Consider the following 25,571-nt stretch of genomic DNA (forward strand, 5'->3'; position numbering starts at 1 on the left):
GGTTGCCTCGGTGAAGGTCGCGGACTGAGCCAGTCGCTGACTGAGCTGGTGACATTCGTGTGCGCATCCGCCAATTGGCAGATGCTGTTGCGGTTGTGAGAAACTATGGTGGCTCGACCTCGCGTCGAGCAGGCCGGGTTCGCTCCATCGCTGTCACAGGCATGGAGGAACTGAGGGAAGCGTGTCCGAGCGGCCGAAGGAGACGGTCTTGAAAACCGTTGTGCGGCAACCCCGCACCGTGGGTTCGAATCCCACCGCTTCCGCCCAGTGCAAAGCCCCCGGGCTCATCGTCAACAGCGAAGAGCCCGGGGGCTTTCACTTGCTCACTACGGCGCTTCATCACGCGCGGCGAATCCTCTGCTTCCGCTCGTTCAAGGCTGAGCGCGCTTTTCGCTGGGCAGACCTACCGATAACCGCACCTAGCCTTGAACGACGAGATTCCCGCGGTGCAGCGCTTGAACGACGGTCCTAGCGCTGCCGCTGCCGCAGACCGAGTCGCGCAGACTCGGTCGCGCAAGGGCCCTTCTTGGCCAGGCCCGCCGGAAGCGCCGGGTGTCCCAGTGCCTTCAGTGAGTTTGTCAGACGGTAGTGAGCGGGTAGTGCGGCAAGGGTGGAAGTTCGACGACGATCGCGTCGCCCGGACGAACGACCCCGCCCCGGGCGACGATGCCCATGACTCCGGCAAGCCGGCGAACATGGCCATCGTCGTCCTTGAACACGAGGCGCTTCATCAGGCCAGGCTGCAGGTCATCGATCTGACGGCACGGGTTGCGCAGGCCGGTGACGACCACCGTCGCCTCACCGATTCTCAGTCGAGTGCCGACCGGCAGTTCGAGCAGATCGACTCCGCCCGTGGTGATGTTCTCCCCGAGGCTGCCCGGCTCCACCGTGAACCCCTCGTCGCTGAGGTGGTCGAAGAGTTCGCCATGGATGAGGTGGACCTGTCGGAGGTTCGGTGTGCTCGGGTCCCTGGCCACTCTGCTGCGATGCTGAACGGTCGTCCCTGCATGAGCGTCACCGGCGACGCCGATGCCCTCGATGAGCGTGATCGAGGGCATCGGCTCTTTGCTGAAGTCATGCGTAGGGCTGAAGTGGACTGCGCGGACCGAGGACACCATGGAACTGATTCTCCCATGGGGCCAGCCCCGCGACAGAGACTCCACTTCCGCTCGTTCAAGGCCGAGCGCGCTTTTCGCTAGGCAGACCTACCGATAACCGCGCTTCGCCTTGAACGACGGGATTTCAGCGATGCAGCGCTTGAACGGCACGCCCAGCGCTAAGTGTCGTAACTCGCGGGTTCGAAATTCATGCGCACTGATCAAGATCACCGCGTATGAATTTCGAAGCCGCTCATAGGCACCGTTAGGTCGATAGTGCACTCAGGTGCCGACCGCTCAGTCCCGGACCGGCGCTCCCGCCTCGGGAGCCTCGCCAGCCCCGGGCGTCCCAGCGCCGCCCCCGGCCTCAGGCGCCTCTGGTTCGGACATCTCGGCATCGGCCTCGGGGTCGTCGAAGCTGCGCACCGAACGCTTGAATCCGCGGGTCAGCACTGCCAGGTACACGATGCCGATCGCCAGCCACACGAGACCGCCGATGAGCGCGGTCCCGTGCAGGCTCACCCACAGGATTCCTGTGAGGATCGCTCCGATGGCGGGCATCACGACGTAGCTGAACGCTGACTTGAAGTCCTTGACCTGCTTGGTCCGGAAGGCGTAGTGCGCAATGACAGTGAGGTTGACGAAGGTGAAGGCGATGAGCGCACCGAAGTTGATGAGCGCCGAGATGAGTTCGAGGCTGAACGACATCGCCAGCAGGCACACCGCACCGACGAGCACGATATTGAACACCGGAGTGTGCGTCTTCGGGTTGATGTATCCGAAGGCCCTGCGCGGCAGCACCCCGTTGCGACCCATCACGAGCATCATCCGCGACACCGACGCATGCGAGGCCAGCCCCGAGGCGGCGGTCGCAGCGAATGCCGCAGCCACGAAGAACAGCTGGAACACGTGGCCGCCGGTGATCATGCCGATCTCCGGCAGCGGATCGTCGACGATGGTGAACTGCGAATTGTCGGGGAAGAGCAGCTGCGCGAAATAGCCGGCGACGAGGAAGATGAGACCGCCGGCGAGAACGGTGAGCATGATCGCCTTCGGCATGAGGCTGACGTGCTTCGCCTCGTTCGTGTACATCGTCACCGCATCGAAGCCGATGAACGAGAAGCACACGACAGTCGCACCGGTGAGGACCGCGCCGAGGTGGACGCCATGATGGATGAACGGCTCCGGACTGAAGACGACTCCGGCCCCTTCGCCGGCGTTGAGCTGCATGACGGCGAGCACGCAGAACGTGGCGACGAGGACGACCGCGAAGACGAGGAGGACGCCGTTGATGTTCGCCGTTCCCCGCATCGAGGACAGGACGATGCCGGTCATGACGATCGTATAGACGATGACCCACACCCACGGGGGCGCATCGGGGACCATCGACTCCATGTAGAGCCGGATGATGAGGCAGTTGACCATCGGCAGCAGCAGATAGTCCAGGAGGGAGGTCCACCCGACGAGGAAGCCGAGCCCCGGTGACATCGTCTCCCGCGTATAGGTGTAGGCCGACCCCGCGGTCGGGAAGACCCTGACCATCTTGCCGTAGCTGAAGGCCGTGAAGATCATGACGATGAGAGCCACGAGGTACGCCGCCGGAACTGCTCCGTTCGTCTGTTCGGAGACGATTCCGAACGTGTCGAAGACGACCGTCGGCGTCATATAGCCGAGCCCGAGTCCGACGATGGACCACAGTCCGAGGTTGCGCTTCAGTGAGCCAGAGGCAGCCATATCAATCCTCCCCAATGAGTCTTGCCGCCCGCCGGGCCGTCGACGTCGCCATCGATGACCGGCCCGGAAGTGATGTGCGTCATGATCTTAACGCTCAAGGTACTGAAAACGAAACCATCGCCGAGGATCGGGACGGGTATCAGTGTGAAATCGTGACCTTTCCGATGAAAACCGTCAATATCGGCAACGATATCGGTAGTCAGATCGGGTGGTGCCGTGCCCAGTTATCGAACGAACCGTCAGCGCCGACGCGAAACAGAGTAGATTGCAGTCAACGGACAATGTGGCCCCACGAGAGGTGTGAGAGCAGTATGGCGATCGAAACGCTCAGTTCCCAGCAGTCGGCGGCATGGAAGGATCGAGTCCTGCCGCCGGTCGAACAGGTCGCCGAAGGTGTCTGGGCCCTCCCGGTCCCGATCCCCAACAACCCTCTCGTCTACACCTACTGCTATGCCCTCGCCGACGGCTCCGGCGTCGTCCTCATCGACCCGGGCTGGGATGGCAAGGATCAGTACCTGGCGCTCACCTCGGCGCTTGACGACCTCGGCTTCACGGTCACCGATATCCACGGAATCGCGATCACCCACTATCACCGCGACCACATCGGGCTCGTGCCCGCACTCCTCGCGAAGAACCCCGACGCCTGGGTCGCCATGCACGGCGAGGACCTGCGCGCGATCAAACGCTTCTACACCAACGCCGTCGACCTCGGCACCGGCATCGACCCCAACCTCAACATCGCCCGCGCCTATGGTGTCCCCGAGGACCGCTGGGCCGAAGTCGAAAGCCTCCAGGTCGGATCGAGCAAGGGCAGGTCGAAGAGCGCCTCGATGGACCTGTACAGACAGGCGATGAGCCGGCTGCCCGAGAACATCCACGTCCTCGATGACGGCACCGAACTCCCGCTCGACGAAGGTCGAGTGACGGCAATGTGGACGCCGGGGCACACCTACGGGCACTCGGCGTTCGTCCGCGACGAGGGCAAACTGTTCTTCTCTGGCGACCATGTGCTGCCGACGATCACCCCGAACATCGGCCTCGATTCCGGGGCGATCACGCACAGCCTCGGCGATTATCTGCGCTCACTGGAAAAGATCGGCGAGCTCGACGAGGACGTGGCGGTGCTGCCGGCCCACGGCTTCCGCTTCACCGGACTCCATGACCGCAAGGTCGAACTCGTCGAACACCATCACGAGCGCCTCGGCGAGATCCGCGCCCGCATGGAGGCCACCGACGACCACAGCGTCTACTCGATCGCGGCGGGCCTGCACTGGTCCCGCGGCTTCGAGAGCCTGCACAACTTCAACCTCTTCGCCGCCCTTGCCGAAACCGCCGCGCACATGCATTATCTCGGTATCGACATCGGCGTCGGCTCTCTCGTCGGCAAGGACTGAGCCGGGCCCGGCCTGAAGAAGAGAGACAGCAAGGAGGAACCAGCATGAGCACCGAATTCGTTCCCGCCGCCGAGGTGCGGCCCGTGACCTTCGCCGTCCATGCGAGCGACCACGTCGAACGCGGCCACCGCCGTGGCGAGGAGCTGCGCACGGGAATCGCCTCCACCCTGGACGCGTATCGGCGCTACTTCTCGCATCTGTCCATCACCGAGGCGGCCGTGCACTCGGCAGCAACGTCGAGTTGGCAGCGACTCCAGCAATGGTGGCCGACCGGCGCCGAGGAAGTCGAAGCCGTAGCCGCCGGAGCGGGCATCGGCGTCACGGAGCTCATGGAGATCGTCGCCCGGACCGAGATCATGACCCAGGCACCGGCCGCGCCGACCGAATGCTCGACCGTGAGCCACACCAGCCCGGGCGCCTCCGTGGCCGCACAGAACTGGGATTGGGCGGCGGACTTCTCCACTCTGTGGCACTTCAACGATGTCGGTGCCGTGCCCGGGCAGCACCGGCATGTGGGCATCGCCGAGTTCGGAATGCTCGGCAAGATCGGTCTCAACGAGGCCGGCGTCGGCGTCCTGCTTAACATCCTCAAGCACCGGAACGATGCGCCTGGTGGAGTGCCCATCCACATGATCCTCGCCCGTGTCCTGGCCGAAGCGGGCACCCTCGCCGAGGCGCTCGAGATCATCGACTCCGCCCCGACGTCATCATCGTCGATCATCACCGTCATCACCGCCGAGGCGGCCGTCCAGGTCGAGATCGCCGGTGCACTCAAGCGCGAGCGACGGGCCCGCGCGGGCAGCGTGGCCGATGGGGAGACGGGGGAGTCCGGATTCCTCATCCACACAAACCATTTCCTGCACCCGGATCTGCTCGACGGTGGGCTCGAGCTGCGCCCCGATTCGACCTCGCAGGAACGGTACCGTCACCTCGCCGAGGCGGTCGTGCGCTTCGAAGCCGAACGTGCGCTGGCGCGTGGCGGAGAGCCCCCTGCTGATGGTGCCGCCGAGTCCGACAGCGCCGCCCATACCGACGGTGCCGCTGAGCCCGACGGCGCTGCCTCGACCGACGGTGCGAAGAACGCGCCCGTCGCGGTCGGAGATCTCACGAAGCTGCTGACGACTGGACCGGGAGACGCGCCTGTGTGCTGCACTCCGGCGCCCGGCGCCGCCTACGGGGATCGTTCGGCGACCCTGGTGAGCGTGCGCATCGATCCGGCGCGCAAACAGATCGACCTCGCACCCGGGTCACCGGCCGACGGTCTGCACGGAAACCGCCGCTTCCAACTCTGAACCGGCGGCGGCCGCTCAGTTCTCGTCTGCTCCGTCCGTCGCACTGGCGGAATCATCGGAACTCTCGTCCGCCTCGGCGGCTTCCTGCTCGCGCATCTCGATGACCGCGTCGAGGGCAGACGCGATCGCATCGTCGTTCTCCAGTGCGGCTTGGATGAGTCGCCACGGCACGAGGTCGAGATTCTGATCGCCGATGACGAAGCGGATGAACGGCTGCTTGCTGCGCGGATCATCGGCTTCGAGTTCGGCGCCGTAGCGCCACTGGCCGAAGGCGACGCGGCGCACCGTCTCACCGATGAAGCGCATGGCACCGGCGGTGAAGGGGGTCTCGTCCTCGGCGATCATGTCGTCGGGGCCGTCGTAGCGGACCGCGACCTGCTTGCCCAGACGGGCGAGGCTCTCCCGGTCGAAGCCCCACGAACTCGGATCGGCCTGCTCCTGAGTCCAGGCGGCGATGCCCGGTTCGACGGTGCCGATGAAGCGGGTGAGGAATTCGACCTCCTCCTCGCTCGAGTTCTCGGCGTTGAGCACCCCGAGGGAGAGCCCCGTGCACTTGCGGCGCGGTTGGCCGTCCCCGCCGAGGAGCTCCCTGGCCTTGTCGAGCACTGCGGTGAACACCTCGGCGCTGCGCTGATCGACGGCGGCCAGCACGATGCCCACCAGCGGGATCGGCTCACCGGCGGCCGGACCGTCGGCATTGTCGGGGCGGATGAATGGCATCCCGTTGCCTGTCGACTCGTCGTGGTCCCAGACGCCGCCGATCGCACGCAGATAGGTTTCGCCGAGGTAGCGGATGAGTCCTTCGAAGAAGCGGCGGTTCTCCGGCTTGAGGATCTCTTCGGTGTTCGGGAACTTCGAGAGCACGAAGAGTTCGAGCATCGGCAGTGATTTCGGCCCGAAGTCCTTCGGGAACTTCACGGTCTCCCCGTCCTCCTTCTCGAAGGTTTCGGGGAGGTCGGCGAGGACGAACGCGCCGAGGCGGACGTCCATATTGTTGATGAAAGCAGAGAATTCGCGCTGGAGTTCGTTCACGGGCACCACCTTAGTGCCTCGAGCCGGTTCGTCGAGCGCGTTCAGCTCTCGTCGTCGGGGCAGAAATCGATGAGGTGCATGAGGACCTCGACGATGAGGCTCGGATCGATGTCGACGTGCTCGTCCATCTTCTTCCCGGCCGCCGCAGTCAGGGCGATCCGGTTGAACACGGAGATGATGACCGTGAGGAAGTCGCCGAGCGGCTGCTTCGTCGTGGCGCCGGCGACATCGAGGGCCGTGGTCACGAGTGCGGCCAGCCGATCGAGCTGAGTGGCGTTGAGTTCGACATAGCGGGCGTGGAGATGCGGAACCCGCAGGCAGTAGAGCTCGATCTCCTGTTCCGTGATCGTCTCGGCCACGGTCTGCTTCTTCTCATTGAAGACATCGTCGATGAACTGCGTCATCAGCGCTTTGATCTCCGGCACCTCGGCAGTGGCCATGAGCTGCTCGGACCACCGCTGGATCGTGGCATCGAGGCGATCGAGGTTCTCCGAGATGCGCATCTCGATGATCGCGAGCACCAGATCGTCACGGCTGGAGAAGTTCGAATAGAACGCCCCTCGGGTCAGGCCTCCGGCCTCGCAGATCTCCTCGATCGAGGCGCCGTCGATGCCGCGGACGGCGAAGACCGAGGTGCCGGCCTGAACGAGGGTGGATCGGGTCTGGCGTCTGCGTGGGCTGAGTTCGTCTGTGTTCATCGTCATTTCGTTGCGGTGGGGTCGGCGATGGCCAAGGTGGTGCAGTTCTCTGCGCCGGCATCGGAGCCGGCAGCGACGGCGTGGCGGAGAGCGAGGCGCCTGAGCATCTCATGGGAATCCCCGCTCAACCTGGGATCCATTTGCATGGAGGGTGGGTATTGCACAACAATACAATACTGTATCCAATACACTTTTGTATCGAGGTTTTCGTGTCAACTTTCCTCTACGCCCTGGGCCGTCGTGCGTATCGGACCCCGTGGCGATTCATCGCCGCGTGGCTTCTGATCTTCGTCCTCGTCGGAGCCGGAGTCGCCGCCTTCTCCAAGGACTTCGACAATGACTTCACACTCCCGGGTTCGGAGGCGCAGACGGCTCTGGACTCGATGAAGTCGACGTTCCCCGAAGCCGCCGGCGTCTCCGCCTCGGTGATCGTCGTCGCCGACGACGGCGATTCGGTCGAAGATGCGAAGTACAAGGATGCGATCGAAGACGAGATCGACCGCATCGAGGACCTCCCGCATGTTGACACGGTGACCTCCCCGTATTCCGACCTCGTCGAGGGCGCCATCAGCAAGGACGAGACGGCGGCCATGATCTCCGTCCAATACGACGGCACTCAGCAGGACGTCGGGGAGGACGCCGGCGACAACCTCATCGAGGCGCTCGACCCCCTGCGCGATGCCCTGCCGGGAGCGCAGGTCGAAGGCGGCGGTGAGCTCTTCCAGATCACCGGTGTCGAGATCTCCTGGGTCGAAGGCATCGGCGTCGTCATTGCCTTCATCGTCCTCCTGCTCACACTCGGTTCCTTCCGCGCCGCGGGAATGCCGCTGATCACCGCGCTCATCGGCGTCGGCATCTCCGTGCTGCTCATCGTCGGCGGCACCGCATTCGCGACGATCAACTCCTCCTCGATCATGCTCGCGCTCATGCTCGGCCTGGCCGTGGGCATCGACTACGCACTCTTCATCGTCTCCCGCGCCCGCGACCTCCTCGCCGAAGGCCACGACCCCGTCGAGGCGGCCGGACGCGCAGTCGCGACGGCCGGGTCCGCCGTCGTCTTCGCGGGCATGACCGTGATGATCGCACTCCTCGGCCTGTCCCTGGCCGGAATCCCCTTCCTCACGATCATGGGCATCGGCGCTTCCGGCTCCGTCGCCGTGGCCGTGATGATCTCCCTGACGATGGTCCCCGCCCTGCTGGGACTCGTGAAGTCCAAGATCACCCCGAAGCCGACGAAGCGCTACCGGAAGGCCTACGCCGCGGCCGCTCAGCGGGCGACGACGGGCACGACCGCCTCGGCGAAGGGATCATCGACCGGCACCGAGGCGGGCGACGGTTCCACAGGAACCCCCGCCGAGGCGACCGACCCGGCGCTGCGGGAGAGGATCGCCGACGAGGCGCGCGCCGAGGGCGGCGACCCGTACCCGCCGACGATCATGAACAAGTTCTTCGCCGGGTGGCTCAAGGTCGTCACGAAGATCCCGCTGCTGACGATCGTCGTCATCGTCGGCGGCCTCGCGCTCTTCGCGATCCCTGCCACCCAGCTCCAGCTGTCCCTGCCCACTGCAGGCGACCAGGAGCAGGGCACCCCGGCGCGGGCGACCTACGACCTCATCGACGAGCACTTCGGGCCCGGCTACAACGGACCCCTGGTCATGACCAGCCAGATCGTGACCAGCGATGATCCGCTCGGAGACGTCGAGGAGATCGAGAAGCGCATCGAGAAGGTCGACGGCGTCGAGCAGGTCATCATGGCCACCCCGAACCGGGACGCGACCGTCGGGCTCTTCCAGATCATTCCGACGACCGCCTCCGACGACCCGGCGACCCTCGACACTGTGGATCGGCTGCGGGACCTGAGCACGGAGATCGAGGACGACTTCGACTTCGACACCGCCGTCACCGGTGCCACCGCGATCCAGATCGACGTCTCGGACCAGCTCGGCAAGGCTTTGGTGCCCTTCGGCATCTTCGTCGTCGGACTCTCCATCATCCTGCTCATGATGGTCTTCCGCTCCGTGGCGGTGCCGATCAAGGCCACCGGCGGGTTCCTCCTCTCCGTCTTCGCCTCCTTCGGCACGGTCGTCCTCGTCTTCCACGACGGACTCTTCGCCGGCCCCTTGGGCATCGACGGGACGGGACCGGTCATCAGCTTCCTGCCGATCATCGTCATGGGCATCCTCTTCGGCCTCGCGATGGACTACGAGGTGTTCCTCGTCTCGGGCATGCGCGAAGCCTATGTCCACGGCTCCTCGGCCAAGGACGCCATCAGGGCCGGCTTCGCGTCCTCCGCCCGCGTCGTCTCGGCCGCGGCGATCATCATGTTCTCCGTCTTCGCGGCCTTCGTGCCCGCCGGCGAACCGATCATCAAGTCGATCGCGCTCGCCTTGGCCGCCGGCATCTTCGTCGACGCCTTCCTCGTGCGCATGTCGCTGGTGCCGGCGATCATGCAGCTGCTCGGCGACAAGGCCTGGTGGCTGCCGAGGTGGCTCGATCGGATCCTGCCGCGCCTCGACGTCGAAGGAGAGGGCCTCGCCCACGAAGTGGCCCTGCGCGATTGGCCGGAGCCGAACTCGGACTACCGGGTCTACGGACGCGGAATCGGCGTGTACTCCGGAGACCGCGGCTTCGCCCGCGTCGACATCTCCCTGCTGCCCGGCCAGATCCTCGTCGCCGGCGGCGATTCCCGCCGAGCCCTCCTGCTCGCCGTGTCCGGCCGCGTCGGACTCACGGCCGGGGAGATGAAGATCGGCCAGAACGTCCTGCCCGAACACGCCGGACGGGTCCGCCGACAGGTTCCCTACCTCGACCTCAACCGGGGCGAAGCCGACCGGATGATCAGTCCGCGCGACATCTCTCGGATGGCCGCCTCGGCGCCGGATCTGCTCGTCATCGACGGGGCGGAGAAGCTCGCGGCCGGGGCACGGGAATCGGCCGGACCGGCACGGGACCTGCGCGATCTGCTGCCGCAGCTCGTCGCCGAAGGCACCACCGTCATCCTCGGCCTGCCCGACGGGGATGTGACAGGGATCTTCGATCCCGAAACGAACTACTTCCACCTCGACCTCGACGAGGCTCGACCCGATGAGCGGGGCGGAACCGACAGCGAATCAGACGGCGAACACACCCACGCCGTCGACAGCACCAACATGGAAGGTGTGCAGTCGTGAGACTCGAACGTGCGAACTCGAAGAAGCCGGTGAACTGGCTCTCCCTCCTCGGCCTGGTCCTCATCCCGATCATCGTGGCGGCCGGATTCATCCTCGCCACGTGGAAGAGCGGCGATCGGCTCGAGACCATCGAAGCCGCCATCGTCAACAATGACGACGGTGCGAAGGTCGACGGCAAGACCGTGCCGATCGGCCGTCAGCTGACCAGCGGTCTGGTGGGTGAGGACGAGAACAACATCCACTGGGTCATCACCGACGAAGAGGATGCGCAGAACGGGCTGTCCGACGGCACGTACGCTGCGAAGCTGACGATCCCCGAAGGGTTCTCCCGCGCTGTGACCTCGGTCGATGATGCGAAGTCGGCGACGCAGACGCAACTCGACGTCGACGTCTCCGGGACCGCTCCCGCGCTCGATACGCAGATCTCCCGATCCGTCGCCGAGGTGGCGCGGACGACCTTCAACACGCAGATGACCGAGAACTACCTCGACAACATCTACGTGGGCTTCAATAAGATGGGCGATCAGATGAAGGACCTCGGCGACGCAGCCGGGGAACTCGACAAGGGTGCCGAAGGCCTCAAGGAAGGCACCGGACAATCGGCCGAAGGCGCCGGCGAGCTGTCCAAAGGCATGAAGCAGCTCAGTGACAACGGCGGCGAGCTCAAGTCCGGAGCCACGGAGCTGTCGAAGGGCGCCGGCGAACTGTCCAAGGGCGCCTCGGAGATGTCCGGGGGCCTGAACGAACTCGACAAGAAGACCTCGAAGCTGCCCGACAGCACGCAGAAGCTGGCCGACGGCTCCGGTGAGCTCTCCGACGGCGTCGACGAATACACGAAATCCATCGACGAGATCATCAAGGGCTTCGCCGGATCCGGCGACTCGGGTGAAGGCGGTCTCGGTGACATCACCAAGGGCGGCAAGGAGCTCGAGAAGGGCGCCGACGGCGTGTCCAAGGGCGCCTCCGGCCTCTCCGACGGACTGCACCAGTACCGAGACGGGCTGAAAGAGGGCGCGGACAAGGCCGATCAGCTGGCCGGGACGAAGCCTGATCTCGACGCGCTCGTGGCTGCCGGCATCATGACAAAGGACGAGGCGGAGCAGGCACGGGCCGAGATGTGCCCGACCGGCACCCCCGACCAGGTCTGTCAGGGAATCGAACAGGCCTACGCACAGGGGCTGCTCAACGGCACCTCGGGTGGTCTGAACCAGGCCGTCGACGGGCTCGAGCAGGAGCAGAACGGTTCGTCCCTCCTCGGCGGGTCCGATGACCTCGCCAAGGGTGCTTCGGAACTGTCCGACGGCGTGACCAAGTTCGTCAAGGGACTCGAGGACGGTCTCGGTGACCTGATGAAGGGCATGGAGGACATCTCGAAGAACGCCCCGAAGCTGCTCGAGGCCTCGAAGGGACTGCGTGACGGTGCCGCCGGCGTCGCCGACGGCAACCAGCAGCTTGCCGACGGTATGCCGGCCCTGTCCAAGGGCATCGGCAAGGTCGCCGACGGTTCCTCGGAACTCTCCGACGGTGCCGGTCAGCTCAGCGATGGGCTGAGCGAATACAGCACCGGTGTCGGCAAGTACACCGACGGTGTCTCCGAGGCCGCAACCGGCACCTCCGAACTCTCAGCAGGCCTCGACAAGCTCGATGAGGGTACGGGCAAGTACGCGAAGGGCGTGAGCAAGTTCTCCGACGGCGTCAAGGAAGGTGCGGACGAAGTGCCGTCCTACACGGCTCCGGAACGTGACCGCTTGGCCAAGGTCGCCTCGGCGAATATCGAATCCCCGGACACGGACAGCGTCACGGATGTGCTGGCGGGATCGACGATCGCCCTGCTCATCATGCTCGCCCTGTGGATCGGCGGACTCGTCACCTACACGGTGCTCAAGCCGATCCCGGCATGGGCTCTGCTCTCGACGAAGTCCTCGCTCGCCGTGTGGGCGCGCGGACTGCTGCCCGGCCTCGTGGTCGGGGTGCTGCAGGCGCTCGTGCTCTCGATCCTCGCGGTCACCGTGATGGACATCGACGCGATCCAAGGCTTCGACATCGCAGTGCTCACGTTCGTCTCAGCGATCGTGTTCATGATCTTGAACTTCGCACTCGTAGCGTGGTTCGGGGGAGTGGGCCGGTTCCTGTCGGTCATCGCCGTCGTGCTGGCCGTGGCGGGTCGGACGATCGGGGCGGTGCCGCAGTTCTTCGACTTCGTTGCGCCGATCCTGCCGCTGACTCCGTCGATGAACGGCTTCGCAGCGATCGCCGCGGGCACCAGCGGGCAGGCTGCCGCATACGGCGGACTGCTGGCCTGGGCGGTCATCGGCATCGTGATGTCGCTGCTGGCCATCGTCCGGGCCCGGACCACGAAGCCCGAAGCCGCCCTCGAAATGGCGTAGCCGCCGGGGCGGCCGCGGCGCGGCGGCGCCTCTGCGAACAGCCCAGTCTGAGTTGAATAGCCCATGTTTGAAACTGGGCCATTCACCCTAGACTGGGCTGTTCGCGTTCGATGCTCGGCCGCCCCACTTTCCTCCATGTGCAATACAGGGAAGGGTGTACCGAAACTCGCCTCGTGCATTGCGCGGCGCGGAGTTCGGCAACTGTCGCGGGTGGTGTGGTCCGCTGATGGACAGTGTGCTGGCGGCGGAAGCGGAGTCGCGGGTGGGTCGTCAGCGTCCGCGGAGACGCGGATGGGCCGAGAGTTCTCGGCGACTGGCGTCCGGGGAAGAGCCTGCTGAGCTTTAGAAGAGGACGAGTACGCGGCCTCAGAGGAGGTCGAGGATCGCCTCGGCGGCTGCGTGCGAGTCGTTGAGCGTGGCCGCGTTCGTGCCCGGGTTCGCTGCGATCGCCAACCCCCACTGCTTCGACGACAGCTGGATCGACAGAGCGAACCGGCGCGGGTGGACGTTGCCCTCGACATCGATGGTGCGGTACGGCCGAGACGTGAGTGCGAGTCCGTTGAGAAATTTCTCTCGACCGTCGTCCAAGGTCAGGCGGGCCGCGGTGAGCTGACCGCGTTCGAGCATTCCGTAGAGCAGGACATCGGCAGCGCGCGAGACGGAGTTCGTCGGGGACGCGGCATCGATGACGACGCTGCCCGTGATCGCTCCCGCGGCCTGCGCCGAGGTGACCGTGAAGATCTCTGGCCGCGGCTTCTGCGCCTCATTGGTGAGTCCCTTTGCTTTGGCAGTGGTGCTATCGACCCCGTCCGGGCGTGCGGCGATGCCGGAACTTGCGGTCTCTGCCTCAGCTTCGGGCGCCTCTGGATTCTCGCGGAGAGCGTCAGGGCTTTCTTCGATGCGCATATCGGGGCCGATGAAGGACACGATTCCCGCCTCGGCGAGGGCGATGAGTTCCGCGATCCGCTGCGGGGGAGGCCCATCGCAGATGCCGGAGACGAAGCCCTCGAACCAGCCGAGGATCTCCATGTCGATGCTCACGCGGTCGATGTGACCTGCGACGATGAGCTCCTTGAGCAGCAGCCGGGACTGCCATAGCACGGTGAAGAGCGCCTTTTCCGGGCTGCCGGTCGGACCTGCCAGAGAGTTGCGTAGGTCGGTACGCAGGAAATCGAGCATCCACTCGTGCAGGGAACCAGGCTCGCCGGGTTCGCGGCTGGTGAAGAGCTCACCTTCGAGCGGGTTGAGCAGGGTGTGCAGTGACATGCGGTCGGCAGGATCGGGCACGAGTGCCTCTTCGATCTCCGACCAGGCGAAGGCCTCACGGGTGACGCGGCCCTGACGGGCGGCATCCTCGGTGGCCGTGGCGCCGGCTGTTCGAGCAGCGCTGGACGTGGCCGTGGCGCCGACTGTTCGTGCAGCACCGGACGTGGCCGTAGCGCTTGCCGCGGCACGAGCGGGCGCAGTTGTCCGAGCCTCGCCGGCACCGACTTCGCCCGACTGCGGGTGGGTTTCCTGCCAGGTGCGCCGGGTCAGGTGACGTGAGACGGCTTCGCCGATGGCCTCGCGCAGCTGGCCGGGGTCATCGGCGAACGCTTCGGGACGGACCTGGGAGAGCGTGTGATAGTACGCCAGACGCAGGTCGGCGAGGATGAGCGGCCACAGCTGATCATTGAATCGGGCACCGGCCTTGCGTTCCCCGTCGAGGTGCTCGATCCCGGCGAGCAGAGCGATATTGTCCTTCGTGAAGTACCGCAGGGGCCAGTCCCGCCGAGGATGTTCATGACAGATCGGTTTGCTGCGGTACGGGATTCCGCGTCGTGATCCCAGCGCCAGCCGCGGTTCGTCACCGCTGGGCACATACCGCAGCAGTCCGCCGGGCTGCGTCTCATAGCGACCGCCGCGCTCATGAGTGAACAGGGTCTGCAGGTCGAAGTAGTTGAGCCCCATGCCACGGACGATGACCCGCTCACCGGGGGCCACCTCGGTGACGGGGGTTTCCGCGGGCAGACCCTGCGGCAGGTACAGTCCGCCGCCCAGTTCGGCGAAAGCGGCGAGGCGGGCGCGCTCCTCCGGCTGGGCGCTGGGGATGTGACCGACGGCGAGCACGACGGCGCTGGCGACGATCGTCGTGCCGTTCTGGCAGCGCACGAGCTGCTCGGGGACAGTGGCCCGTGAACTCTCTGCCACCGATTGGGGGAGGTCCATCGCGGGCAGGTCGATGACGGATTCGGCCTTCGTCGGGTGTTCGACGATCTCGATGAAGTCCGGTGCGCCCTCGCGGATGCGCCGGTAGGCGTCGCGGAGGTAGCGGCCGTAGAGACTGCGGCTGGGGAAGGTCGAGTGCAGCGGTTCGGTGCCGCCGTTGGCAAGGTACCACTCGGCCATGGACGGTCCGGTCGGTGCTTCTTCGGGGCCGAGGAAGCTGCAGCTGGAATCGGGGAAGACGGTCTGCTCGGCGATGGTGGTGTTCATCAGCAGAGACTCGGGCTGGTCGGTGCGCCACACGATTCCCGCGCCGGGCGGGTACGGGTCGATGAGGTGGATGGTCAGCGCGGTCTCGGTGGTGGCGTCAGCCGCGCTGCGGGACGCGCCGACGGTGCCGGCGAAGCGTTTCGCAGCCAGAGCCACGAGCCTCTCCAGAACGGTGAGACCTCGCGGTCCGACGCCGATGATCGCGACCGCGGGGGCGGGAGTCTGTGGAGCCTGACTCACCCCTGCTCGCCGGTTCCGCCGTTGGGCCCGGGGTAGCCGGGGAAGTCGTCACCGGGCTTGAAGCCCTTCGGGTAGCACTTGCCTTCGGCGTTGGGCTCACCCGGCGTTGCCGTTTCGGTGGCGTCCGCCTCGGCGCCGGCCTCGTCCGTGGAACCATCCGCGGAATCGGCCGGTTCATCGGTGGCGGTGTCTTCGGTGCTGTCCTCGGTCGAGCCGGTGCTGTCCTCGGATTCCTGGGACTTGCTGCCGTCGTTCGTCGGCTTCGGTGTCTCCTCGCCGTCGGACGCACCCTTGACTTCGCCGAGGATCCACTTGTGGAGCACATCGTAATCGGGGTCGTAGGTCGGGGTGACGTCATTGTTGATCTGGACTGTGGTGACGTCGCCCTTCTGCATCATCATGGCGAGTTCGATGAAGGCCGGGATCTCGTTCTGTGGGATCGAAGTGGCGATGTTCCGCGTCGCTGAGTTCGCGAGCTTCGGATAGGCCGTGGCGATCTCCTGCGGGTCGATCTGCTCGAGAGTGGTCTTGAGCATCCGCTGCTGACGGCACATGCGGTCGTAGTTGTCGCTGCCTTCACGGGAGCGGACGTACCAGAGTGCGTCCTTGCCCTTGAGCGTCTGCGGGCCCGGATCGACCCAGCCGTAGATCTCGTTCTTCACACCCGACATCGATTTTCCGCCGCCCATCGGGATCGGGCGTTCGACGTCGATCTTCACTCCGCCGATGGCGTCGACGACGTCTTCGAATCCGGCCATGTCGACCGAGGACCAATAGTCGAGCTTGAGACCCAACGAGCCTTCGACGGCCTGCATCGTCGCCCACATGCCCGGTTCGAGTCCGTGCGGGTTTCCGATCTTGTCGGGGTTCTGTTCGCCCCACTGCCATACGGCGTTGATGAGGTCCTCTGACGAGTCACCGGAGGGGCGGAATCCGTCGGGCCACGCCTTTTCGAGCTCGCTGCCTTCGGGGAAGACCGGGAACGCGAGGTTACGGGGCACGGAGATGAGCGCGGCGTTGCCGGTCTTCGTGTCGATGGAGGCCACGAGCATCGTGTCCGGTCGGGTGCCCTCACGATCGTCGCCGTTGTCGCGGCCCATGAGGAAGACGTTGATATAGGGCTTGTCGGCCCAGAGTTCTTCGGCGCTGTGGGATTTGCCCGTGCTGTCGCCGAAGAGGCTGGCGACCGTGTCGGACTGCACGCGGGCGAAGACCGAGCCGACGCCGAGCGGGATGCCGATGATGAGGGCGAGGGAGACGACGAGGACGCCGGCCATCTTGTTCTGCCAGGGCCGGTATCGGTGTCCGCGGCGCAGCCCGAGGTGGGATACGACCATCACGAGGATCCAGATCACGGCCACGAGCACGGCGGCGATGGCGAGGAAGTTGAGCAGCGAGGGGCTGGCGACGATCGTGGCGATCGCACGCACCGGTCCCTTGACCAGCAGGTAGACGAGCCCGACGAGCAGAGTGAGGACGAAGAGACCGAAGACGATGAGCCCGGCGGGCCGGAAGCGTGTGCGCAGCAGTCCGACACCGGGCAGCAGGGTGCTCAGTGAGGTCCAGCCGACGAGGCTGGGGAACGATTCGCCGAGGCGGGAGGAATGGCGGCGGGCCCGTCCCGGTCCGTGACCGGTCGACTTCTCGTCGTGGGCGGAGCCGTTGTCGTCGGCTCCTCTCGCGGCAGACGATGCGCCGGTTGCTGCCGCAGTGCCGCCCGCACCGACCGCTGCTGCGGCCGCGGCGTTGCGCGCGCCCCGTGTGGCGGATGACTTCTTTCGGCCCCGGCCTCGGGATTCGGCCGCGTGCCGTTCACGGGCGTCGCGGCGAGTCGTCGGAGCGGTGTCCGTATCGGCGTCGTTGTCAGCATGGCTGTCACCGCGGGAATCCCTCGCCGAGGCGGCCGATTCGTCCCGTGCGAATGTGCGTGGGGCATCGTGGGCAGGATCGCGCCGTGAGCCGGCGCCCGGATCGTCCTGTGTGTTCGAGCTTGCTGCCGCGGCCACTCCGGCCGCGGAGGCTCCGCTGGCGGCGGCAGCTCGTAGCATGCGGGCTTCGCGGCGAGTGCGTGGGGCGACCGGGCGCGGAGGCGGTGCATGCGGCGAGCGGGTCGCTGATCCTGTGTCACGGGTGCTGTCGCCGAGTCGATTGTCCGACTGCTCTCCGGATCCGCGAGAGCTTGTGCGGAACGAATAGTCGGATCGGGCGTCGGCGGACCGTGTGGAGTCCTGACCAGAGTTCTGGCCGGGGTTGTGGTCCGAGTTCGTGCGGGACCGGCGAGGATTCACCGCCGAGGTCGGCAGCTGCTTGGAGTCACGACGCTGGGAGTCCGAGCGGCGAGGCTCAGACTGCCGAGAATTCTGCTGCGGCGAGCTCGACTGCGGTGTCGAGTCGCTTTCACTGGCGGCGGTGTCGCCGCGGAACCGGGGGCGAGAGGAGGCACGGAGCCGACGACCTGTTGTCTGGGAATCGGGGTCGCTCCCATACGGTCCGCGCTTGTCAGGGGGAAACTCTGGCAAGTTGTCTACTCCTCAAAAACTGTCTGCTCGTGCAATACGGCCCGCTCGCCGTTCTCGTTTCCGGCACAGGGCACACCGCGGCTATCGGTTTTCCGACCGGTGTTTCTGCGAGGATCTGAGACCAGACCGCAAAGCACATCACGCCGATTTTACGCCTGGACATTGATGAATGCTGGAATTCCGGTGTGGGGGAGCGGTACAAAGGGGACGTTCGGCCCGGATTTGCGCCCGTCACGGGTCGGTTCGACTATGACGAAGCCCACTCTCCGCGGTTGCGCTTTGCCCTGGATGGCTCCTTTCCCTTAGGCTGTATCCCGTAGTGCTGGAGGGTCTGTCGGTATGCATTTCTCCGGAGCGGATCGCAGCATTGCAGATGGAGTCGTGGCTGAGCGGCCGAAAGCGTCACCCTGCTAAGGTGAAGTCCTCCAATAGGGGGACCGTGGGTTCAAATCCCACCGGCTCCGCGTTTGGCAGAACCCCTGCGATCCGATGTGAATTCGGGCGCAGGGGTTCTTGCGTTCCCACAGAATCGCGTTTGCCCGCGAGTACCGACGCCTTTGTTCGTCTCGACTTACGTTCGATGTAGTGAAAGTTCACCTGTCCGGGGTAAGTTGATCCGCGTCCGCCCCCGCGCCACCGGAGCTCACCAGCAGAGATGCTGCTCCGGCGAGTACTGAGGAGAACTCCCATCGCTATGCCCCTGATCCGCAAGACAGCTCTGTCCGCTGCCGCCGCAGCTTTGGCGCTGACCCTGGCCGCCTGCTCGTCCGGAGACGACACAGAGGAGCCGAACGCCGAGGGTGCCGAGACCCAAGGCGCTGCGCAGGAGTCCGGTGAGGCCGCAGGTTCGAAGGGTGAATCCGGATCCGCCGAGGCGGCCGGCCTCGATCCGAAGGATCTTCCCGATCCTGTCGCTTCCCAGGAGATTCCCGCCGCCGTTGACGGCGATGACAAGGCAACGATGACTGTCGAGCTGTTCCCTCTGAAGCGTCAGGGCGAGACGGTCGTGGCCCAGTTCGCGTTCAGTGTGAACTCTGATCAGACCGACGAGGACGACGACGGTGACGATCTCTACGGCTATCTGGGCGGGAGCTGGGCGCCGTTCCTTGTCGACTCGCAGAACCTGCGCAAGCACAACGTGTTGGATAAGTTCCCGCAGCGAGCGCAGACGAATGTCCAACAGACGAAGTTCAAACCCGGCCAGACCCACTACGCCTTCGCTGTCTTCGCGGCCCCGCCGCCGGATGTCGATGAGGTCGAGGTCTCCGTCGTTGACGGTATGAACCTCGCCACCGGAGTGAAGATCTCGTGAAGCCGGCAGCCGTCGGTCCTGCAGCGGTGATTCTTGCTGCCGGCATTGTCGTCGCCGGTCCACCCGCACTCGCGTTCGCAGACTCAGTGACTTCGCAGGACATCGCCAACCGAGATGCCCCGACTCCGGAGGACTTCACCGATCCCGACCAGTCGCAGATCGACAAGAGCATTGTCGAACTCGAACCGGAGATCTATGACCTGGACAAAGGCATCGAGGACGTGGAGACAACCAAAGCCAGTGGCGGCGATACCGTGGTCACGCTCGACACGGATATCCTCTTCGACTTCGACTCGGCTGAGCTCAGCGACACAGCGAAGAAGAAGATCAAGGACCTTGTCGAGGATCTGCCGTCCGACTCCGAGATCACCGTCGGCGGGCATACGGATTCCAAAGGCGAAGACGACTACAACAAGAAGCTCTCCGAAGACCGAGCGAAAGCCGTCGCCGAGGTGCTCACCTCGGAGGACTCGGACCTTGACGTGACGGCAAAGGGTTTCGGCGAGTCCGAGCCCGTCGAGTCGAACGAGAAGAACGGCAAGGACGACCCCGAGGGCCGGGCGAAGAACCGTCGCGTCGAAATCCGCTACGAAGGCTGAGCCTGATCTGGGGCTGTCCGGGAAGAGCGGCTGAGGCCATTGACGAACCTGACCGCACTGCATAGCGTCTCTCTCAATAGATGGTCATACAAAAGTCAGCTTCGGTGACGTCGGCCCTGATCGGACCGCGAAACAGCCGATTCGGGGACCAATGGAGGGCAACCGATTGAAGACAGTCATCGTCGGAGGCGGTGTGGTCGGGCTGACCATCGCGTACGAACTTGCGCTGCGCGGACACGACGTCACAGTCATCGAGGCTGCCCGCTGCGGTTCGGGCGCCTCTCACGGAAATGCCGCAAAGATCGCCATCGCCGAGAGCACCCCGGTGCCTGCCCCGGGTGTGCTGCTTCAGGGGATCCGATGGATGCTCAAACCCGACAGCCCACTATCGATCAAGCCGTCCCTTGCGCCCGGCTATCTCAGTTTCCTGTTGCGGATGGCCAGGCACTGCAACGCACGTGACTTCGAAGCCGGACTCGACCTCCACCTGCGCCTCGGCGAGGATGCGAACGATCTCTTCGATGAGTATCAGGCTCAAGGCATCGACTTCGAGATGCACGACCGCGGTGTGCTGCTGGCTTTCGAGACTCGGGAACGCTTCGACGAGCACTGTGCGAGCTTGCCTGCTTTCGAGGCCGCCGGCCACCGGCCGCGGCGACTGCATGATGACGAAGTCCGCGAGGCCGAACCGGCTCTCAGCGAACGCATCCGCCACGGTCTCTCCTTCTCCGCTGACCGACAGATCGAACCCGATTCTCTGACGGCGGGTCTCCTCACGAAACTCTCCGATCTCGGGGTCGCCGTGCGAGAAGACACTCGCGTCGGACGCTTTGTTCGCTCAGGCGACGCTGTGACCGCAGTTGTCACCTCCGACGCGGAGGTCATCAAGGCGGACGCTCTAGTCATCTCTGCCGGTGTCCCGTCCGGCGCATTGGCCAGGCAACTCGGCCAGAAGATCCCGATCTACTCCGGCAAGGGCTACAGCATCGATTACTCACCGGCCCCGATTCAGCTGCGCACATCGCTGACCCTCGAAGATGCACGAGTCGCAGTCACTCCGCTGGACGGCATGCTCCGGCTGGCAGGCACGATGGAGTTCGGCAGTACCGACGACGATGTCAACGAGGTTTGCGTCGGTGCGATCCGCCGCTCCGCGCAGGAGTCATTCCGTGATTGGGGCGACGGTCAGGGAGAACTGGCTCCATGGGCAGGGTCGCGCCCAATGACACCTGACGGCCTTCCCGTCATCGGACGACTTGACTCTGTGAAGAACGCCTACATCAATTCCGGACATGCGATGCTCGGTCTGACACTGGCACCGGGATCTGCCCGTCTGCTGGCCGGACTCATGACTGACGGAAGCTCGACGTTGCCAGACGAAGTTCTCGCCCGGGTTTCACCGAACCGGTTCTGAACGTCTCTCGTCGGCATCGAACCTCTTCGCCGACACCCCACACGAAATGAGGAAAGTTCCATGACCACACAGCAAGTCGCCGGCAGCGAAGTCGTGGGCTGAGGCCCGCCCGAGCAGAGACGAGGGAACGTGAAGAACAGACAGCTCATCCAGGCCGTCGATGTTCACGCGGCCGGCGAACCCGGCCGAGTGCTCATCGGCTCGGGACTGCGGGTCAAAGGTGCCACGATGGGCGAAAAGCTCCGATACTGCGAAGAGCACCTCGACGACTTCCGGAACCTCATCCTCCACGAACCCCGCGGCTATCCCGGCCTGTGCTCGCCGATCGTCGTGCCTGCGACGGATCCGAGCTGCGATTTCGGAATGATCGTGATGGAGCAGGGCGGGTTCAAGCCGATGTCCGGATCGAACCTCATCTGCACCGTCACGGCGCTGATCGAGACGGGGTCCGTCGACGTCAGCGAACCGGTCACCGAGCTGCGGGTCGATACCGCCGCCGGTGTCGTCACGGTCCGCGCCGAGGTGGAGGCCGGCCGAGCGAAATCGGTGACCTTCGACAATGTCCCGGCTTTCGTCCACGGACTCGACCTGCCTCTCGAGGTGCCTGGGTACGGGACGATTCCCGTCGACATCGTCTTCGGCGGTCAGTTCTACGTACAGACTGCGTCGGACAACCTCGGCGTGGATCTTGATCCTGGCAATGCCAAGGAGATCATCAGGGCTGCCAGCGTGTTGCGGCAGGCGGCGAACGAGACCTTCGAGGTGAGGCATCCCCTCATCCCTGAAATCGATTCGATCGGTCTGCCGCTGATCCACGGACCCGCACGAACTGAGGGCACCGACGGACGCAACGCCGTCGTCCTGCCCAACGGCATAGTCGACCTCGACGATCCGAGCACGTGGACTGGGACTTTCGACCGCTCGCCGTGCGGCACCGGGACGAGCGGGCGAGTGGCGGCCAAACACGCCCGCGGCGAACTGCGCGTCGGTCAGCGATTCGTCCACGAATCGATGATGGGTACGACCTTCACCGCCGTGGTGAAGGAAGAGACCGAGATCGGCGGTAGTCCAGCCGTCATCCCTTCGATTACCGGGCGCGGGTGGATCACAGGATTCCAACAGCTCGTGCTCGAGGCCGATGATCCGTTTCCGGTCGGCTTCACCGTCGGAGACATCTGGAGCGGCGGTACGAGGGCAGCAGAACCAGGAGTCGACGGCTGAGACGCGGATATGGCGGGGCAGGATCGATGACTGTTCGAGCGGTAGTCTGCTGATCAAGGCCAATGGTCGAAGCCGACACGATTCGCTGCACACGAGGAGCGCACAATGACGAACGAACCCGACCGCATCTCTTTCGATGATCTTGTCTCGGCGATCGAAGCCAAGCTCACCGCCGCAGGAGCCTCTTCGGCGGTTGCGAGAGTGCTGGCGACCAACTGTGCCACCTGCGAACGCGACGGCACTCTCAGCCACGGAGTCTTCAGGGTCGCCGGCTATCTCGATTCATTGAATCGAGGCTGGGCAGATGGGGCAGCAGAAGCGAGCATCGACGTCGTCGGCCCTTCCTATATCCGCATCGACGGTCACAATGGTTTCGCTCAACCTGCACTTGCCGAGGCGGGGCCGACGATCGACAAGGCGCTCGACGACACCGGTGTCGCCGTCATCGCTCTGCGCAACACCCATCACTTCAGTGCCCTGTGGCCCGACCTCGAGGCATTTGCACGCGACGGTCGGGTGGCGATGGGGATGATCGCCAGCGGCAAGCTCGCCGTTGTTCCCGAGGGGGCCACTCGTCCGGTCTTCAGTACCAATCCGTTCGGTTTCGCCACACCCGTGGCTGACGCGGACCCGATCGTCTTCGACTTCTCCACGTCGTCGATGTCCCACGGGGATCTGCAGCTGCTGCGGGCAGAAGGCCAGGACGTTCCGGTCGGGACCGGGGTCGACTCGACCGGCGCGGACACCACGGATCCGAACGCCATCCTCGACGGCGGCGGCATCCGCCCGATCGGCGGACATAAGGGTGCGCTGCTGTCGTTCATGATCGAAACGCTTGCCGCAGGGCTGACCGGCGGTGCCTTCACCTATGAGGTCGACGCGGAGGCCCCCGAGGGCGCCCACACCTTCCGGACCGGTCAGCTCTTCATCGTCATTGATCCCGAGCGCGGCGGCAACGACGCCTACCTCGCTCGGGTGCGCGAATTCGTCGACATGCTCCGCGATGCGGGCATGGACCGTCAGCCCGGTGACCGTCGCTACGCCAATCGCGCCGAGGCGGCCGAACGCGGAATCCCCGTCACCGACACGATTCGCGCTATATTCGACTGAACTTCTGTCGACCGGCCGAAGCCTGCTCTGTCCCGGGCAGCACACGACCCCGCTGGAGGGAGTCGCCGACTCCGTCGAGTACGGTCCTCAGCCGTACATCCGCCACCACAGCAGCGCTACGTGCAGTGCCGTGCGTGACTCCGCATCGTCGAGTGAGACGCCGAGGCGGTCCTGCAGGCGATTGATCCGTGCGTAGAGCGCGGGCCGGGACAGATGCCCGGCCCGCGCCATCGCCGACTTGTTGCCGCCATGGGAGAGGTAGAGCTCGAGGAAGTCGAGCAGTCCGTCGTCTGCGGCGTTCGCAGCGAATGGCAGAACGCCGTCCCGGCGTCCGTCTTCGCCGAGCAGCGGCCCCAGCTCTCCCTCGGCGAAGGCACGCAGCCGGGAGTCCTCGGCCAGCAGAGACAGCAGCCCGCGGATGCGCACGTCCGAGGAGCGGTAGAACGCACGCTCACGCACATCGAGCGTCGACGCGACCTCGGCGACGTGAGAAGCGGCTTCGAAACCGGCGACAGCGCGAAGCAGAGAAGTGCTGCCACGGCCGACCCCGACCACCCAGCTCGCAGCAAGCCCATCGAGCTCGGCGAGCAGACGGGTGAGCCGTTCATCGGCTTCCTCCGCACCGCGCAGACTCGGCTGCGATCGTCGGTTTCTCCCGCGACAGGGCCCCACAACGAACCCGAACACGCCTGACTGCAGGCTCGTCATGAGCAGACACAGATTGAGGCGTGAGGCGGCAGAGGCGATCTCCTGCGTCAGGCCGCGCTCCTGCAGCTGCACCCGAGTCGGATCGGTGTCGGCCTCACGATCGATGCGGACGACCACTGGGGTGAGTTCGGCTCCTTCCGCAGGAGTGAATCCCAGAGAGCGGGCGCGCTCCCTTGCCGAACGCTCGTCGATGCCCTCTGAGTCCGTGATCTCTCGGATCAGGCCGCTTTGGGCCTGCAGCAGCAGATCCTGCTCATCGCGATCGGCCATTCGAGTCAGCGTCAGGGCTTCACCCGCACGTTCGATGACCTGCTCGAGATCGGCGACGGACTCGGCGGCGCCGGGTACGACGAGCCGGCCCCACCGGCGAGAACGCAGCCCCACCGGCGTCTGCCGCCACTGCGCCGGCGCGTGACCGCCGGGCGTCGTACTCGCACCGCTGACGAGGTCGACCCACTTCTGCGCGAGAGCCTGCGAACCACGGCCGGAATGCGCGAGAACCCGATGGGACACATCCTCGAGGACCACCGCCGTGCCCAACAGCTCTGCAGTGCGGTCGACGATCGTCTGCGCCTCGGCCCGATCGAGACTCAGCTGCGTGTACGTCTCGTGGATCTCCCGGGCATGTTCGAGCCGCGAGATCTGCTGTGCGAGAAGGCTGCGGTGCGCGAGCTCGGTGATCCTGACGAACTTCACCCGACGCGGCAGGACGATGACAGGCAGTTCCCTCGCCGAGGCGGCCGCGGCCGCGATCTCGCGCGCTTCCTCATCGTGGGTCGAGTTCTCATCGACGAGTTCGATGATCGTCCCAGCCGCACCTGCGCGCTCGAGCTGGTCGAGGAACTCCGTCATCGCCGCAGGCGAGTGGCGGAAGGCCGTGGCGGTGGTCAACACGAGCTCACCACCCTCGAGGAAGCGCTCGACATGCTCGGAATCGGCGATGTGGACCCAGCGGATAGCCCGGTCGAGGCCTGCCTCGCCGGCAAGTACCGCAGGCTCTGCAGCCCTGATCTCCTCGAACTCGAGCAGACCGGCGATGCTCAACGATGCCCCGCTCGACTCCCGTGCAGTGTCCATTGACACAGTGTAAAGCCGAGGGCGAAGATTCTGACATTCTGACACTTCCGAGATCGGCAAAGCGGACAGAGGATGGACTCAACCGACGTACC

The 25,571-nt window shown here is 65.3% G+C and carries 17 protein-coding genes and 2 tRNA genes; 11 read left to right on the forward strand and 8 right to left on the reverse strand.

Annotation, left to right across the window (positions count from 1 at the left end; genetic code table 11):
* The first annotated feature begins 175 nt into the window (after positions 1 to 175).
* A tRNA-Ser gene (locus tag KTJ89_RS07870) sits at positions 176 to 263 on the forward strand.
* A gap of 315 nt (positions 264 to 578) precedes the next feature.
* On the opposite strand, the gene KTJ89_RS07875 is transcribed toward KTJ89_RS07870, so the two are convergent.
* Positions 579 to 1,118, reverse strand: a complete 540-nt coding sequence (locus KTJ89_RS07875) for an MOSC domain-containing protein (protein WP_374990265.1) — start codon at positions 1,116 to 1,118, stop codon at positions 579 to 581.
* A 276-nt stretch (positions 1,119 to 1,394) separates the two neighbouring features.
* Positions 1,395 to 2,831 carry an APC family permease gene (locus KTJ89_RS07880; protein WP_259357312.1) on the reverse strand — a complete coding sequence of 479 codons (1,437 nt, stop codon included), beginning with the start codon at positions 2,829 to 2,831 and terminating at the stop codon, positions 1,395 to 1,397.
* A gap of 311 nt (positions 2,832 to 3,142) precedes the next feature.
* Between KTJ89_RS07880 and KTJ89_RS07885 the strand changes: the two genes are divergently transcribed.
* Both KTJ89_RS07885 and KTJ89_RS07890 read left to right on the forward strand, forming a co-directional pair.
* Entirely contained in the window at positions 3,143 to 4,225 is a 1,083-nt protein-coding gene (locus KTJ89_RS07885; RefSeq protein WP_259357313.1) for an MBL fold metallo-hydrolase, read from the forward strand.
* 44 nt (positions 4,226 to 4,269) lie between these two features.
* Positions 4,270 to 5,517 carry a C45 family autoproteolytic acyltransferase/hydrolase gene (locus KTJ89_RS07890; RefSeq protein ID WP_259357314.1) on the forward strand — a complete coding sequence of 416 codons (1,248 nt, stop codon included), beginning with the start codon at positions 4,270 to 4,272 and terminating at the stop codon, positions 5,515 to 5,517.
* A 15-nt stretch (positions 5,518 to 5,532) separates the two neighbouring features.
* Here KTJ89_RS07890 and KTJ89_RS07895 read toward each other — a convergent pair whose 3' ends face one another.
* The 3 genes from KTJ89_RS07895 to KTJ89_RS07905 are packed head-to-tail and all read right to left on the reverse strand — an operon-like array spanning position 5,533 to position 7,393.
* The gene (locus KTJ89_RS07895) at positions 5,533 to 6,549 is read right to left on the reverse strand and encodes a hypothetical protein (RefSeq protein WP_259357315.1); all 1,017 of its coding nucleotides are present in this window, start codon (positions 6,547 to 6,549) and stop codon (positions 5,533 to 5,535) included.
* 41 nt (positions 6,550 to 6,590) lie between these two features.
* Entirely contained in the window at positions 6,591 to 7,247 is a 657-nt protein-coding gene (locus tag KTJ89_RS07900; protein WP_259357316.1) for a TetR/AcrR family transcriptional regulator, read from the reverse strand.
* 2 nt (positions 7,248 to 7,249) lie between these two features.
* The gene (locus KTJ89_RS07905) at positions 7,250 to 7,393 is read right to left on the reverse strand and encodes a hypothetical protein (RefSeq protein WP_259357317.1); all 144 of its coding nucleotides are present in this window, start codon (positions 7,391 to 7,393) and stop codon (positions 7,250 to 7,252) included.
* A 63-nt stretch (positions 7,394 to 7,456) separates the two neighbouring features.
* On the opposite strand from KTJ89_RS07905, the gene KTJ89_RS07910 reads away from it, so the two are divergent.
* Positions 7,457 to 10,417 (forward strand): MMPL family transporter, encoded by a 2,961-nt coding sequence (locus KTJ89_RS07910; RefSeq protein ID WP_259357318.1) that lies wholly within the window; start codon positions 7,457 to 7,459, stop codon positions 10,415 to 10,417.
* Entirely contained in the window at positions 10,414 to 12,804 is a 2,391-nt protein-coding gene (locus KTJ89_RS07915; RefSeq protein WP_259357319.1) for a YhgE/Pip family protein, read from the forward strand. The genes KTJ89_RS07910 and KTJ89_RS07915 overlap by 4 nt, the downstream gene beginning before the upstream one ends.
* A gap of 366 nt (positions 12,805 to 13,170) precedes the next feature.
* Here KTJ89_RS07915 and KTJ89_RS07920 read toward each other — a convergent pair whose 3' ends face one another.
* Positions 13,171 to 15,519 carry an FAD/NAD(P)-binding protein gene (locus tag KTJ89_RS07920; protein ID WP_259357320.1) on the reverse strand — a complete coding sequence of 783 codons (2,349 nt, stop codon included), beginning with the start codon at positions 15,517 to 15,519 and terminating at the stop codon, positions 13,171 to 13,173.
* Complete coding sequence (locus tag KTJ89_RS07925; RefSeq protein WP_259357321.1) at positions 15,516 to 18,038, reverse strand: LCP family glycopolymer transferase; 2,523 nt, start codon at positions 18,036 to 18,038, stop codon at positions 15,516 to 15,518. Before KTJ89_RS07925 ends, KTJ89_RS07920 begins: the two co-directional genes overlap by 4 nt.
* A gap of 375 nt (positions 18,039 to 18,413) precedes the next feature.
* Here KTJ89_RS07925 and KTJ89_RS07930 point away from each other — a divergent pair.
* The 6 genes from KTJ89_RS07930 (at position 18,414) to KTJ89_RS07955 (ending at position 23,694) form a co-directional block, all read left to right on the forward strand.
* Positions 18,414 to 18,502, forward strand: a tRNA-Ser gene (locus tag KTJ89_RS07930).
* Between the two features lie 230 nt (positions 18,503 to 18,732).
* Positions 18,733 to 19,350 carry a hypothetical protein gene (locus tag KTJ89_RS07935; protein WP_139467956.1) on the forward strand — a complete coding sequence of 206 codons (618 nt, stop codon included), beginning with the start codon at positions 18,733 to 18,735 and terminating at the stop codon, positions 19,348 to 19,350.
* Positions 19,347 to 19,949, forward strand: coding sequence for an OmpA family protein (locus KTJ89_RS07940; protein WP_139467957.1), 603 nt, complete (start codon positions 19,347 to 19,349; stop codon positions 19,947 to 19,949). Before KTJ89_RS07935 ends, KTJ89_RS07940 begins: the two co-directional genes overlap by 4 nt.
* A 166-nt stretch (positions 19,950 to 20,115) precedes the next feature.
* Positions 20,116 to 21,363, forward strand: coding sequence for an FAD-dependent oxidoreductase (locus tag KTJ89_RS07945; RefSeq protein WP_259357322.1), 1,248 nt, complete (start codon positions 20,116 to 20,118; stop codon positions 21,361 to 21,363).
* A 129-nt stretch (positions 21,364 to 21,492) separates the two neighbouring features.
* Entirely contained in the window at positions 21,493 to 22,584 is a 1,092-nt protein-coding gene (locus tag KTJ89_RS07950) for a proline racemase family protein (RefSeq protein WP_139467959.1), read from the forward strand.
* A 105-nt stretch (positions 22,585 to 22,689) separates the two neighbouring features.
* Positions 22,690 to 23,694, forward strand: a complete 1,005-nt coding sequence (locus tag KTJ89_RS07955) for an Ldh family oxidoreductase (protein WP_139467960.1) — start codon at positions 22,690 to 22,692, stop codon at positions 23,692 to 23,694.
* Positions 23,695 to 23,781: 87 nt separating this feature from the next.
* Here the strand turns inward: KTJ89_RS07955 and KTJ89_RS07960 are convergent, their stop codons facing one another.
* Entirely contained in the window at positions 23,782 to 25,479 is a 1,698-nt protein-coding gene (locus KTJ89_RS07960; protein WP_259357323.1) for a PucR family transcriptional regulator, read from the reverse strand.
* Positions 25,480 to 25,571 lie beyond the last annotated feature (92 nt).

Source organism: Brevibacterium sediminis, assembly GCF_024895295.1.
In the GTDB taxonomy this organism is placed as follows: Bacteria; Actinomycetota; Actinomycetes; order Actinomycetales; family Brevibacteriaceae; genus Brevibacterium; species Brevibacterium sediminis.